Genomic DNA, 13,533 nt, shown 5'->3' on the forward strand with positions numbered 1-13,533 from the left:
ACGTCAAATAATTGGCTAGATTTATTCGTTATCTAGTTTATGCCAAAGTATTGACCTTATGGTCGCCATCCTAAACAATTGGCCCCGTAATGTCACATTGATATTTATGCGGCGAACCGTCCTACATGTGTGAAGCAGTTCCGCTTTTTGAACTTTCCGACGTACGGTCATTACGGTAGCCATTATCCGACGCAGCGGTACCAATCGCTGTGATTTGAGACAAGAAGTCCTGGGGAATTTTTAAATGCGTTTGAACCTGTTCAAGGCAATACCGTTCGTACTCGCCGCCGGTTTCGTACAAGCCCAAACATTGCCCCAGGCCATGCAGCAGGCGCTGGATGTGCACCCGGAAATCCAGGCCGGCGTGAACAGCCGTATCGCCGCCGATTACCAATTGCGCGCCGCTCAAGGTGGTTACTTGCCGCGCGTTGACCTGAACGCCGGTTACGGTCGCGAAGGCACCGATAACTCCACCACCCGCGCCGCCAACGGCCCAAACGGCAACCACTGGGACACGCTCAACCGCGGCGAGTCCAGCCTGCGTCTGCAACAGATGATTTTTGACGGTTTCGCCACGTCCAGCGAAGTTGGGCGTCAACAAGCCAACGTCAACTCCCGTGCTTATTCCTTGCTCGGCACCTCCGAGCGCACCGGTTTGACCGTGGCCCAGGTCTACCTGGACGTGTTGACCCGCCGCGAATTCGTGCGCCTGGCCGAAGAGAACCTGCGCAACCACGAACGCATCTACGACCAGATCAAATTGCGCACCCAGCGCGGTGTCGGCAACGGTGCCGACCAGGACCAGGCCGAAGCGCGTCTGGCCCAGGCTCGCAACAACCTGATCACCGAGCAGACCAACCTGGCCGACTCCCAGGTCAACTACCTCAGCGCCGTCGGCCAGATGCCCGACCAGCTTGAGCGCCCAGCGCCATTTATGGCCATGCTGCCGGCGGACCTGAATGAAGCCCGTCGCCAGATGCTCGATAACAGCCCGATCCTGCGCTCGGCCGAGTCGGATATCTCCGCCGCCGAGAGCCAGTACGAAGCTGCCAAGTCGACCTTCTACCCACGCTTTGATGCCGAGCTTGGCACCAACGCCGATAACAACGTAGCCGGCGACGCCAGCCATAACAACGGCTGGGAAGCCATGGTGCGCATGCGCTTCAACCTGTTCGCCGGTGGCAGCAACAAGGCCGACTTGCAGTCCAAGTCGTACCAGACCAGCCAAGCCCTGGATATCCGTAACAACGCCTTGCGCCAACTCAATGAAGAACTGGGCCTGGCCTGGAACGCCTTGAACAACGCCAATGCGCAGTTGCCGGTTGCCCAGCAATACGTCGACCACAGCACCCGCGTGCGTACTTCGTACCAGCAGCAGTTCAGCCTCGGCCAACGAACCCTGCTCGACTTGCTCGACAGCGAGAACGAATTGTTCACCGCTTCCCGTCGTCTGGAAGAGATCAAGAACATTCAGTTATTTACTCAGTATCGAATCAAGGCGACCATGGGTGAATTGCTCAAAAGCCAGGGAGTGGTCGCACCGATGGCGTCCGTCGTACAGAACGACGTGAAACCTAAAGTTCAACTGCCTGGGATGAATTGAGCCACCCCAATAGCCCCATCTGTTAGTCGAGAGTGCGCCGCGTGGAATCCGAAGTCAGTCGAGTTCATCTCAGTCATGATCCACGCACGCTCCACGACGACCCGTTACTGGACGGGTTGTTGGCGCTCTGTGCCCTGCATCAAAAACCTGCCAGCGCGGCCATGCTCACCACCGGTTTGCCGCTGCCGTCGCAGCGACTGAGTGCCGAGTTGCTGCCGCGTGCAGCCGCGCGTGCCGGGCTGCAAGGCCGGGTGTTGCAGCGCAAGCTGGAGCAGATCCCGACGATTGCACTGCCGGCGCTGCTGTTGCTCAAGGACGGCCGCAGTACCGTGCTGGTGGGTTGGCAAGGTGAAGACGAAGCACGCATCCTGCTCAGCGAAAGCGACGGCGGTGAAGTACTGATCAAGCGTGAGCTGCTGGCCAATGACTACATCGGCAAAGTCTTCTTCGCCCAGCCTCAGCACAAATTCGACGTCAACCACGGCACCCTGATCCCTCGGGCGCGTTCGTGGTTTCGCGACACGCTCAAACGTTCGCGCTGGCTCTACACCGACGCCATCGCCGCGAGCTTCCTGATCAACATCATCGCCATGGCCGCGCCGCTGTTTGTGATGAACGTGTACGACCGTGTCGTGCCAAACCAGGCCACCGCGACCCTCTGGGTGCTGGCCGTGGGTATCTGCGGCGCCTACCTGTTCGACTTGGTTCTCAAAAGCCTGCGCAGTTTGTGCCTGGACCTGGCGGGCAAGAAAACCGACCTGATCATCTCGGCCACGCTGTTCGAGCGCATTGTCGGCATGTCCATGAAGTACCGCCCGGCACGGGTTGGCAGCTTCGCGCAGAATATCCATGAGTTTCAGAGCCTGCGTGATTTCCTCGCATCCTTGACCCTCACCAGCCTGATCGACCTGCCGTTTACCCTGCTGATTTTCCTGGTGATCGCCATCCTGGGCGGGCACCTGGTGTGGATCCCGGTATTGGCCTTCCCGCTGGCCCTGGGCATCGGCTATGCCCTGCAAAAACCGCTGGTGGCGACTATGGAGCGGACCATGGCCCTGGCCGCCGAGCGCCAGTCCAGCCTGATCGAAACCCTCGCGGGGCTTGATGCGGTCAAGGTCAACAACGCCGAGAGCGAGCGCCAGTACGGCTGGGAACAGACCATCGGCACCCTCAGCCGCCTCGAGCTGCGTGTGAAGTTGCTGTCGGGCCTGTCGATGAACATGACTTTGCTCATACAGCAACTGGCCGGCGTGATCATGATCGTGTTCGGCGTTTACCAGATCATCGACGGCAACCTCAGCATGGGCGGCCTGATTGCCTGCTACATGCTCAGTGGCCGCGCCCTGAGCCCGCTGGCCTCGCTGTCGGGCCTGCTGACCCGTTACCAGCAAGCCAAGGTCACCATGACCTCGGTGGACCAGATGATGGAACTGCCCCAGGAGCGCAATTTCGAAGAGCGGCCCATGAGCCGCCGCACCCTGCAAGGTGCCATTGAGTGCCGTGGCCTGAACTTCACGTATCCGAACCAGCAGAACGCCGCGCTGAGAAATATCAACCTGGTGATCAAACCGGGCGAGAAAATCGGCATCATCGGCCGCAGTGGCTCGGGCAAAAGCTCCCTGGCCAAACTGATCGTCGGCCTGTACCAGCCCGACTCCGGCGCCTTGCTGGTGGACGGCGTGGACGTGCGCCAGATCGACGTGAGCGAGTTGCGCCACAACATCGGCTACGTCGCTCAGGACATTCAATTGCTGGCCGGCACCCTGCGCGACAACCTGGTTTCCGGTGCGCGCTATGTAGAAGACGAAATGGTCTTGCAAGCCGCAGAGCTGGCCGGCGTGCACGAATTCGCCCGCCTGCATCCACAAGGTTATGAACTGCAAGTGGGCGAGCGTGGGCAGAACCTGTCCGGCGGCCAGCGCCAGAACGTCGCCCTGGCACGCGCGCTGCTGCTCAACCCGCCCATCCTGCTGCTGGACGAACCCACCAGCGCCATGGACAACACCGGTGAAGAACGCTTGAAACAACGCCTGCAAGCTGTGGTGCAAAGCAAGACCGTGGTGCTGGTGACGCACCGTGCCTCACTGCTCTCGCTGGTGGACCGCCTGTTGGTGGTCGACCGTGGGCAGATCCTCGCAGACGGCCCGAAAGCCGTGGTTATGGAAGCGTTGAAAAAGGGGCAGATCAGTGTTGCTTAACTCCATCAAAAGCGCGGTCGGCCGCTACTTCAAAGGCACCGACTCGCTGCAGGGCCAGCCCCTGCCTGAAGTCAACAAAGCGCTGATCGAAGATGCGCCGAGGGTGATCCGCCTGACCATCTGGGCCATCATCGCGTTCTTCATATTCCTGGTGACCTGGGCCGGTTTTTCCAGCATCGACGAAGTCACCCGTGGCGACGGCAAGGCGATTCCGTCGTCCAAGCTGCAGAAAATCCAGAACCTGGAAGGTGGCATCGTCTCCGAACTGTATGTGAAGGAAGGCCAGATCGTCGAAGCCGGTGCGCCGTTGATTCGCCTCGACGACACCCGGTTTGTCTCCAATGCCGGCGAAACCGAAGCCTTGCGCCTGGCCATGCAACTGCGCGTCGAGCGCCTGAGTGCGCAGGTGGATGACCGTCCGCTGAACATCCCGGATGACGTGCTCAAGGCTGCGCCCAGCCAGGCCGCCAACGAGCGCTCGCTGTATGAAAGCCGCCGTCAGCAATTAAAAGACGAAGTCGGTGGTTTGCAGGAGCAACTGGTGCAGCGCCAGCAGGAACTGCGCGAATTCAGCTCCAAGCAAGGCCAGTACCGCAGCCAGTTGTCCCTGCAACGCCAGGAAATCAACATGTCGGAGCCGTTGGTGGCCCAGGGCGCGGTATCGCCGGTGGAAGTATTGCGCCTCAAGCGCGCCGAGATGGAAACCCGCGGTCAGTTGGACGCCACCACCCTGGCGATCCCTCGCGCCGAGTCGGCGATCAAGGAAGTGCAGCGCAAGATCGACGAAACCCGTGGCAAATTCCGCAGCGAAGCCCTGACCCAACTCAATGAAGCCCGCACCGAGCTGAACAAGGCCGAGTCCACCGGCCGTGCCCTCGAAGACCGCGTCAGCCGTACCTTGGTCACCTCGCCGGTGCGCGGCATCGTCAAGCAGCTGTTGGTCAACACCGTGGGCGGCGTGATCCAGCCGGGCAGCGACATGGTCGAAATCGTGCCGCTCAATGACACCCTGCTGGTGGAAGCCAAGATCCGCCCGCAAGACATCGCCTTCCTGCACCCTGGGCAAGAAGCGATCGTCAAATTCACCGCCTATGACTACACCATCTATGGCGGCCTCAAGGCCAAGCTTGAACGCATCGGTGCCGACACCATCACCGATGAAGACAAGAAAACCACCTACTACATGATCACCCTGCGCACTGATCGCAGCCACTTGGGCACCGACGAGAAGCCGTTGCTGATCATTCCTGGCATGGTGGCCTCGGTGGATATCATTACCGGCAAGAAAAGCATCCTCAGCTACCTGCTCAAGCCGATCATCAAGGCGCGGGCCGAGGCGTTGCACGAGCGCTGATCTTCGGCGCCTGTTGTGACCTCATCGCAGGCAAGCCAGCTCCCACATTTGAATGTGTTCACATATCAAAATGTGGGAGCTGGCTTGCCTGCGATAGCACCATCCAAATCACCGCAGATCCCAACCCTAAAGCATATCGATATTCGCTAACGGTATTTAAGCTTCCATTCTTATACCTATAAATTCACTCCCCTGTCCGACCGGGAGTGCCCTCATGTCCGCCACCTCTACTGTTCCAACAGCGACCCCAACCGCCCAATCCTTCGAGATTCGCCCACTGCCCGGCAGCGTCGGCGCCGAGATCGTTGGCCTGGACTTGTCCCGCCCGGTCAACGACACAGACTTCGCGCGCATCCACCGCGCGCATCTGGATCACCACGTCGTGGTGTTCCGCGACCAACGCATCACCCCCGAACAACAGATCGCCTTCAGCCGCCGCTTCGGCGTGCTGCAGATCCACGTGCTCAAACAGTTCCTGCTGGCCAACCACCCGGAAATCCTGATCGTCTCCAACATCATCGAGAACGGCCAATCCATCGGCCTGGGAGATGCGGGTAAATTCTGGCATTCGGACCTCTCCTATAAAGAGCTGCCCAGCCTGGGCTCGATGCTGCACGCTCAGGAGCTGCCCTCCGAAGGCGGCGACACCCTGTTCGCCGACATGCACAAAGCCTGGGACCAACTGCCCGAGCACCTGCGCAAAGCCGTGGAAGGCCGCAGCGCCGCGCACTCCTACACGGCGCGCTACAGCGAAACCAAATTCGAAGGTAATTGGCGCCCAACCCTCACGCCCGAACAGTTGGCTCAGGTGGCGCAAGTGGTCCACCCGATTGTGCGCACCCACCCGGAAAACGGCCGCAAAGCCCTGTTCGTCAGCGAAGGTTTCACCACCCGTATCGTCGACCTGCCGGAAGACGAAAGCCGCGACCTGCTGGCCCAGCTTTACGCTCACAGCGTGCTGCCGCAGAACATCTATCGCCACCAGTGGCAGCCCCACGACATGGTGTTCTGGGACAACCGCTCGCTGATCCACCTGGCTGCCGGTTGCCCGAGCCATCTGCGCCGCAAACTGTTTCGCACCACCATCCAGGGCGATGCGCCTTTCTGATTCCCGGCAAGAGAGTTGACATGAACGCGCCCCTGCAAGGCCACGCGGCCAGCACCCTGAGTACCGCCAAACCGCTGTTGGCGGTGGACAACGTCAGCCTCGAATACCGCACGCCCGAGCGCGTGGTGCGGGCCACACACCAAGTCAGTTTCGAGATCGACCCGGCTGACCGTTACGTGCTGCTTGGTCCTTCGGGGTGCGGCAAATCCACCTTGCTCAAGTCCATTGCCGGGTTTATCAAACCCTGCGAAGGCGAAATTCGCCTGTTGGGGCAAAAGGTCGACGAACCTGGGCCGGATCGCATCGTGGTGTTCCAGGAATTCGACCAGCTGCCACCGTGGAAAACCGTCAAACAGAACGTGATGTTCCCGCTGCTGGCCTCCAAGACCCTCAAGCGCCGCGAAGCCGAAGAACGCGCGCTGCACTACCTGGAAAAAGTCGGCCTCAGTGCCTTTGCCGACGCCTACCCGCACACCCTGTCCGGCGGCATGAAAGCCCGGGTGGCCATCGCCCGCGCGCTGGCCATGCAACCGAAAATCCTGCTGATGGACGAACCCTTCGCCGCCCTCGATGCCCTGACCCGGCGCAAGATGCAGGAAGAACTGCTGCTGCTGTGGGAAGAAGTGCGCTTCACCCTGTTGTTCGTCACCCATTCCATCGAAGAAGCGCTGGTGGTGGGCAACCGCATCCTGTTGTTGTCGCCGCATCCCGGGCGCGTGCGGGCAGAAATCCACAGCCATCAATACGACCTGCACAGCCTCGGCGGTGTGGAATTCCAGGCGTCGGCGCGGCGCATTCATCGCCTGCTGTTCGATGAAGCGCCCGAAGCCGAACGTGAGTTGGGTTTCGCCGATATCCGCATTGCTTACTAAGGGGCCGAACCATGCGCCAGGAATTTGAAGTCACCCTCGAACCACTGCTCAGCGTCCCTGTCGAGCGCGAACTGCCCCTGCGCCAACGCCTGTGGCAGCAAGGCTGGCTGCGCAAGGGCTTGATCCTGATCGTGCTTGCGATCCTCTGGGAGGCGGTCGCCCGCTACCAGAACAACGACCTGCTGCTGCCGAGCTTTTTGCAGACCTCCCAAGCACTGTTCGACGGCTTGCTCAGCGGTGAGCTGTTGAGCAAGGTCTGGATCTCGCTGGCGGTGCTGATCAAGGGCTACCTGATCGGCATTGTGCTGGCGTTTGCCTTGACCACGCTGGCGGTCTCGACCCAACTGGGCCGCGACCTGCTCAGTACCCTGACCTCAATGTTCAACCCGCTGCCGGCGATTGCCCTGCTGCCGCTGGCGCTGCTGTGGTTTGGCCTGGGGCAGAACAGCCTGATCTTTGTGCTGGTGCATTCGGTGCTGTGGGCCTTGGCGCTGAACACCTATTCGGGGTTTCTCGGCGTGTCCGAAACCCTGCGCATGGCCGGTCGCAACTACGGCCTCAAGGGCATGCGTTTTGTGTTGTTCATCCTGATTCCGGCGGCGCTGCCGTCGATCCTGGCCGGCCTGAAAATCGGCTGGGCCTTTGCCTGGCGCACACTGATCGCCGCTGAACTGGTGTTCGGCGCCACCAGCGGCAAAGGCGGGCTGGGTTGGTACATCTTCCAGAACCGCAACGAGCTGTACACCGACAAAGTGTTTGCCGGCTTGGCCGTGGTGATCCTGATCGGCCTGCTGGTGGAAAACCTGGTGTTTGATACCTTCGAGCGGCTCACCGTAAAGCGCTGGGGCATGCAGCGCTGAGCCACTGATCCCTGCTAGGATTGCGTGCAATTCACTCCCCACTGCTCACGAGTGCTTGGCATGCAACTACCGGACATGAACCTGCTGGTCGCCCTCGACGCCTTGCTCGACGAGGGCAGTGTGGTCGGCGCGGCGCGGCGGATGAACCTCAGCCCGGCGGCCATGAGCCGCACGCTCACGCGGATTCGCGAGGCGGTGGGCGACCCGATCCTGGTGCGGGCCGGTCGCGGCCTGGTGCCGACGCCCAAGGCTTTGCAGCTGCAAGGCCAGGTGCGCAACGTGGTGGAACAGGCGGCGTTGCTGTTTCGCTCCGCGGACCAGGTAGACCTCAGCACCTTGCGCCGCCGCTTCAGCGTGAGGGCCAATGACTTTTTTGTTGGCGTGTACGGCGGTCGGTTGTTCGACACCATGGAGCGCATGGCGCCGCTGTGCGAGCTGTGCTTTGTGCCCGAAGGTGATACCGACGACGACGCGCTGCGCGAAGGGCGCCTGGACCTGCGCGTGAGCAATACGTTGCCGGCCAGCCCAGAGGTGAAGGTACAGAATTTGTTTTCCACCACCTTTGTTGGCCTGGCGCGGCAAGATCACCCGCTGTTCGACGAAGAAATCACCGCCGCACGGTTTGCCAGCTATTCCCATATCAGCATTTCGCGACGCGGCATCGCCCGTGGCCCGATTGACACTGCGCTGAATGCCCAAGGCCTGGAGCGCCGCGTGGCAATGATCGCCCCAGGCTTTCACGGCGCGATGTTCATGCTGCCCGATTCTGATCTACTGCTGCCGGTGCCAAAGGAAGCCTTGCTGAGCGCCAACCGCCTGAACCTGCCATTGCGCGCCTTCCCGTTGCCTATCTCCTTGCCGACGTTGGTATTGGCCCAATCCTGGCACCCGCGCTTCGACAAAGACCCGGCCCATAAATGGCTGCGCGAAACCATGCGCGAGAGCTGCCATGCCACCTGGCTCGAAGCCCAGCCCAGCTGAAGTGCACTCGATCAATGTGGGAGCTGGCTTGCCTGCGATGTCGGTCTGACTGTGTAGGGATTCATTGCCTGACCCACCGCTTACACAACTTTTAAAGGCAGCCAATTACCCTTGTGGCGAGCAGGCTTGTCGAATCGTCGCACCGCCTGCGTTGGGCTGCGAAGCGGCCCCAAACCCAGACGCTGAGTAGTTTCAGGAAAAACTGCAGTGCCTTTACTGGGGCTGCTTCGCAGCCCAACGCAGGGCAAGCCTGCTCGCTACAACAGGGCAGTTGCCCCTAACCCCATGAGGATTGCGTCTGGCGCACTTATAAGCTTCCAACAAGTAACTTTTTTGTCATGTATGCGCCCCCTTAAACTGCTCGGGTATTTCTAATTCCGAGTTGCGCGTTCATGACATCCCTCGCTGCCCCCGCTCTCCAGGCTGCAGCCAAACCTACCGCCCTGAGCCCACCTGTGTTCGGCCCGCGCATCATCATCGGCTTGGTCGGTGTGTTGTTGGCGGTGCTGGTCTCTGGTCTCAATGAGATGGTCACCAAGGTAGCCCTCGCCGATATTCGCGGTGCGCTGTTCATCGGCTTTGACGAAGGCACCTGGCTGGTTGCGGCCTACACGGCCACCTCCGTGGCGGCCATGGCCTTTGCGCCGTGGTGTTCGGTGACGTTTTCGCTGCGCCGATTCACCCTGTGCGCCATCGGCCTGTTTACCCTGCTGGGCATCCTGTGCCCGTTTGCGCCGAACTACGAAAGCCTGCTGGTGCTGCGCACCGTGCAAGGCCTGGCCGGCGGTGCGCTGCCGCCCATGCTGATGACCGTGGCGCTGCGTTTCCTGCCGGCCCACGTCAAGCTCTACGGCCTGGCCGGTTACGCACTCACCGCCACCTTCGGCCCGAGCCTGGGCACGCCGCTGGCGGCGTTATGGACCGAATACGTCGGCTGGCAATGGGCGTTCTGGCAAATCGTCGGGCCGTGCCTGCTGGCGATGGTCGCGGTGGCCTACGGCTTGCCACAAGACCCGCTGCGCCTGGAGCGCTTCAAGCAGTTCAACTGGCGCGGCCTGCTGCTGGGTTTTCCGGCGATCTGCATGCTGGTGATCGGGCTGTTGCAGGGCAATCGCCTGGACTGGTTCGAGTCCGGCCTGATCACCTTTTTGCTGATCGGCGGCGGCGTGTTGCTGGTGCTGTTCATGCTCAATGAATGGTCGCACCCCGTGCCGTTTTTCAAGTTGCAGATGCTCGGCCTGCGCAACCTGGCGTTCGCCCTGATCGTACTGGCGGGTGTGCTGATGGTACTGACCTCGGTGATCATCATTCCGTCGAGTTTTCTCGCCCAGGTGCAGGGTTACCGACCACTGCAAACCGCGCCGGTGATGCTGTTGATGGCGTTGCCGCAATTGATCGCGCTGCCGCTGGTGGCGGCGCTGTGCAACCTGCGTTGGGTCGACTGCCGCTGGGTGCTGGGGATTGGTTTGAGCATGCTGGTGCTGTGCTGCATCGGCAGTTCGCACCTCACCTCGGCGTGGATACGCGACGATTTTTATGGCTGGTACCTGCTGCAGATTTTCGGGCAGCCCATGGCCGTATTGCCGCTGCTGATGCTCTCTACCGGCAGCATCCAGCCGATGGACGGGCCGTTCGCCTCGGCCTGGTTCAACACCGTCAAAGGCCTCGCGGCGGTCATCGCCACGGCCGTGCTGGACACGCTGACCACCCAGCGTGAGCACTTCCATTCGACCCTGTTGGTGGACCACCTGGGCAACTCGCCCCTGGCCGACGGCGACGCGCCGGGCCTGGCGCAGCGCCTGCACCAGCAGGCGGTAGTGCTGACTTCTTCGGACCTCTATTACGTCATGGCCGGTGTCGCGGTGGCGTTGATCCTGCTGATTTTCTGGATGCCCACGCGGATCTTTCCGCCTCGCGCACCGACCTAGCCCCAAGGACTTCTCATGAAACGCAAAGACAAAATTGCCGTCTCCGTTATTGCTGTGTTTGCCGTCGGCGTGCTGGTTTATCTGGTCGCGCCGGGCGTGCTGGGCAGCAAGCGCCAGACCACTAACGACGCCTTCGTCGCCGCCGACTTCACGCTGGTGGCGCCGCGCGTGGCGGGCTTCATCAAGGAAGTGCTGGTCGAAGACAACCAGCGCGTCAAGGCCGGCCAGCTGTTGGCGTTGATCGACGACCGCGATTTTCGCGCTGCCGCCCAGGCCGCCGACGCCGACACCTTGGTCGCCCAAGCCCAATTGAAGAACGCCACCGCAACCCTGGAGCGCCAAAGCTCGGTGATCGCCCAGGCTCAGGCCACTGTCGCGGCCGACCGTGCCGAAGTGGCATTCGCCGAGCACGAACTGAACCGCTACAACCACCTCGCCGGCGTGGGCGCAGGCACCGTGCAGAACGCCCAGCAAGCCAAGACGCGTATCGACCAGGCCACCGCAAACCTGGCCAAAGCCACGGCCGTACTGGCGGCCGAACGCAAGCAAGTGGAAATCCTCACCGCCCAGCGAGACGCAGCGGAAGGTGGGCTCAAACGCGCCCAGGCAGCGTTGGAAATGGCCAGCTACCAGTTGTCCTACACACGCATTGTCGCGCCGGTGGATGGCATGGTCGGTGAACGTGCGGTGCGCGTCGGCGCCTATGTGACGCCGGGCAGCAAGATCCTCGCGGTCGTGCCGTTGGCCCAGGCCTATGTGGTGGCCAATTACCAGGAGACGCAACTGTCGCATATGCATGCCGGCCAAGCCGTAGAACTCAGCGTCGACAGCCTCGACGGCGAGTTGCTCAAGGGCCATCTGGAGAGCCTGGCGCCTGCCACCGGCGTGACCTTTGCGTCGGTCAGGCCGGACAACGCCACCGGCAACTTCACCAAGGTGGTACAGCGCATTCCGGTGAAGATCATCCTGGAGCCGAACCAGCCCCATATTGAACGCCTGCGCGTGGGCATGTCGGTGCAAGCCACAGTCGACACCCGGCCCGTCGCGCAGTCGCGTGAGGTGGCCCAGCAATGAAGTCATTTGCCTGGCTCACCTTGAGCCTGATCAGCCTGAACGCCTGCACGGTCGGCCCGGATTTCCAGCGGCCCCAAGGCCAGCAAGTCACCCAATGGCGCGAACCCCAGGGCCGTCAGGCAGCCAGCCACGCGGTGACCGACCCTTTGCAGGAGCGTTGGTGGGACGTGTTTCACGATGCAGAGCTCTCGGCCCTCACGCGTCGTGCGCTCACTGATAACCTCGACCTGAAACTGGCCAGCAGCCGCCTGCAACAAAGCCGCGCCGTGCGTCAGGTAACCACCGCCGAGCGTTACCCCAACGTCAACGCCAGCGGGGATTACGTGCGCCAGCGCAACAGCGGCAAAGGCTTGAGCGACCCGTCCAAAAACAACGGTCAATCTGCTTACAACCAATGGGACATGGGCTTCTCCGCTGCCTGGGAGCTGGACTTCTGGGGCCGCGTCAAACGCGAAACCGAAGCCGCCGACGCCACCCTGCAAGTCGCCGAAGACGACCGCCGCGCCGTGTTGTTGTCGGTACTCGCCGAAACCGCCCAGGACTACATCCAGCTGCGCGGCGTGCAGAACACGCGCGCTGTCACCGAGCAAAACCTCGAGGTCGCTCGCCATAGCCTCAAACTCTCGCAACTGCGCCTGGCCGACGGCGTGGCCACCGACCTGGATGTGGCTGAAGCCGCCGCCCAGGTCGCCGCCATCGAAGCGCGTTTACCGGACTTGCAGCAGCGTCAGGATCAACTGATCAATGCCCTGAGCCTGTTGATGGGCGAGCCGCCGCAAGCGCTGCATGCGCAATTGTCCAAGGACGCCGCCGTGCCGCAAACCCCGCGCCAGGTCGCCATCGGCTTGCCCTCGGAGCTGGCCGAACGCCGGCCCGATATTCGCCAGGCGCAAGCGCGCCTGCATGCGGCCACCGCCAGTATCGGCGTGGCAAAAGGTGATTTTTACCCGCGTATCACCTTGTCCGGCAGCCTGGGCTCCCAGGCCCTGCAACTCTCTGATTTCGGCTCCTGGGGCTCGCGCGCGTTTGCCTTCGGCCCGCAGTTCAGCCTGCCGCTGTTCAATGGCGGGCGCCTGCAAGGCATGTTGAATTTGCGTGAAGCCCAGCAACAGGAAGCGGCGCTGGCGTACCAGCAAACCGTACTGCGTGCCTGGCATGAGATCGATGACCAACTGACCCGCTACAACGCCAGCCAACTGCGCCGCGACAGCCTCGCTGAAGCGGTGCGCCAGAACCAGATCGCGTTGAGCACCGCACAACAGCAGTACGTCGAAGGCGTGGTGGATTTCGTCAACGTGCTCACCGTGCAAAGCGCGCTGCTGGCCACGCAGGAGCAGTGGGTAGAAAGCTCCACCGGCGTGTCGCTGGCGATGGTGGGGCTGTACAAGGCGTTGGGCGGTGGCTGGGAGTCGGTCTACCCCGCGACAGCCTCCATTCCGGCAGGCTGAACATAACCCACTGTGGGAGCGGGCTTGCCCGCGATAGCGGTAGTTCAGCCAACGTTATGTTGACTGACGCACCCTCATCGCGGGCAAGCCCGCTCCCACATGGAATA

At 61.8% G+C, this 13,533-nt stretch carries 10 protein-coding genes; all 10 read left to right on the top strand.

What is annotated here, in order from left to right:
* The first annotated feature begins 244 nt into the window (after positions 1–244).
* The 10 genes from HU759_RS01595 (at position 245) to HU759_RS01640 (ending at position 13,426) form a co-directional block, all read left to right on the top strand.
* On the top strand, positions 245–1,603 hold the full coding sequence (locus HU759_RS01595) for a TolC family outer membrane protein (protein ID WP_017136621.1): 1,359 nt from the start codon (positions 245–247) through the stop codon (positions 1,601–1,603).
* 41 nt (positions 1,604–1,644) lie between these two features.
* Positions 1,645–3,801 (top strand): type I secretion system permease/ATPase, encoded by a 2,157-nt coding sequence (locus HU759_RS01600; RefSeq protein WP_026013663.1) that lies wholly within the window; start codon positions 1,645–1,647, stop codon positions 3,799–3,801.
* Positions 3,791–5,155: an HlyD family type I secretion periplasmic adaptor subunit gene (locus HU759_RS01605; protein WP_017136619.1), complete on the top strand. Its 1,365-nt coding sequence runs from the start codon at positions 3,791–3,793 to the stop codon at positions 5,153–5,155. The genes HU759_RS01600 and HU759_RS01605 overlap by 11 nt, the downstream gene beginning before the upstream one ends.
* Before the next feature lie 214 nt (positions 5,156–5,369).
* Positions 5,370–6,263, top strand: coding sequence for a TauD/TfdA family dioxygenase (locus tag HU759_RS01610; RefSeq protein ID WP_186617814.1), 894 nt, complete (start codon positions 5,370–5,372; stop codon positions 6,261–6,263).
* 20 nt (positions 6,264–6,283) lie between these two features.
* Positions 6,284–7,135 (top strand): ABC transporter ATP-binding protein, encoded by an 852-nt coding sequence (locus HU759_RS01615; RefSeq protein ID WP_017136617.1) that lies wholly within the window; start codon positions 6,284–6,286, stop codon positions 7,133–7,135.
* Positions 7,136–7,146: 11 nt separating this feature from the next.
* Entirely contained in the window at positions 7,147–7,995 is an 849-nt protein-coding gene (locus tag HU759_RS01620; protein ID WP_017136616.1) for an ABC transporter permease, read from the top strand.
* A 60-nt stretch (positions 7,996–8,055) separates the two neighbouring features.
* The gene (locus tag HU759_RS01625) at positions 8,056–8,976 is read left to right on the top strand and encodes a LysR family transcriptional regulator (RefSeq protein ID WP_017136615.1); all 921 of its coding nucleotides are present in this window, start codon (positions 8,056–8,058) and stop codon (positions 8,974–8,976) included.
* A gap of 392 nt (positions 8,977–9,368) precedes the next feature.
* Positions 9,369–10,904, top strand: coding sequence for an MFS transporter (locus HU759_RS01630; protein WP_186617816.1), 1,536 nt, complete (start codon positions 9,369–9,371; stop codon positions 10,902–10,904).
* A 15-nt stretch (positions 10,905–10,919) separates the two neighbouring features.
* Positions 10,920–11,978, top strand: a complete 1,059-nt coding sequence (locus HU759_RS01635) for an HlyD family secretion protein (protein ID WP_186617818.1) — start codon at positions 10,920–10,922, stop codon at positions 11,976–11,978.
* The gene (locus HU759_RS01640; RefSeq protein ID WP_186617819.1) at positions 11,975–13,426 is read left to right on the top strand and encodes an efflux transporter outer membrane subunit; all 1,452 of its coding nucleotides are present in this window, start codon (positions 11,975–11,977) and stop codon (positions 13,424–13,426) included. Before HU759_RS01635 ends, HU759_RS01640 begins: the two co-directional genes overlap by 4 nt.
* The last annotated feature ends 107 nt before the right edge of the window (positions 13,427–13,533 follow it).

This window comes from Pseudomonas sp. OE 28.3, from assembly GCF_014268205.2.
GTDB classification, from domain to species: domain Bacteria; phylum Pseudomonadota; class Gammaproteobacteria; order Pseudomonadales; family Pseudomonadaceae; genus Aquipseudomonas; species Aquipseudomonas edaphica.

Bases quoted from the DNA above. Each gene is read 5' to 3' on its own strand.
- HU759_RS01595 (WP_017136621.1), top strand. From the start codon at position 245: ATGCGTTTGAACCTGTTCAAGGCAATACCGTTCGTACTCGCCGCCGGT.
- HU759_RS01610 (WP_186617814.1), top strand. From the start codon at position 5,370: ATGTCCGCCACCTCTACTGTTCCAACAGCGACCCCAACCGCCCAATCC.
- HU759_RS01615 (WP_017136617.1), top strand. From the start codon at position 6,284: ATGAACGCGCCCCTGCAAGGCCACGCGGCCAGCACCCTGAGTACCGCC.
- HU759_RS01620 (WP_017136616.1), top strand. From the start codon at position 7,147: ATGCGCCAGGAATTTGAAGTCACCCTCGAACCACTGCTCAGCGTCCCT.
- HU759_RS01625 (WP_017136615.1), top strand. From the start codon at position 8,056: ATGCAACTACCGGACATGAACCTGCTGGTCGCCCTCGACGCCTTGCTC.
- HU759_RS01630 (WP_186617816.1), top strand. From the start codon at position 9,369: ATGACATCCCTCGCTGCCCCCGCTCTCCAGGCTGCAGCCAAACCTACC.
- HU759_RS01635 (WP_186617818.1), top strand. From the start codon at position 10,920: ATGAAACGCAAAGACAAAATTGCCGTCTCCGTTATTGCTGTGTTTGCC.
- HU759_RS01640 (WP_186617819.1), top strand. From the start codon at position 11,975: ATGAAGTCATTTGCCTGGCTCACCTTGAGCCTGATCAGCCTGAACGCC.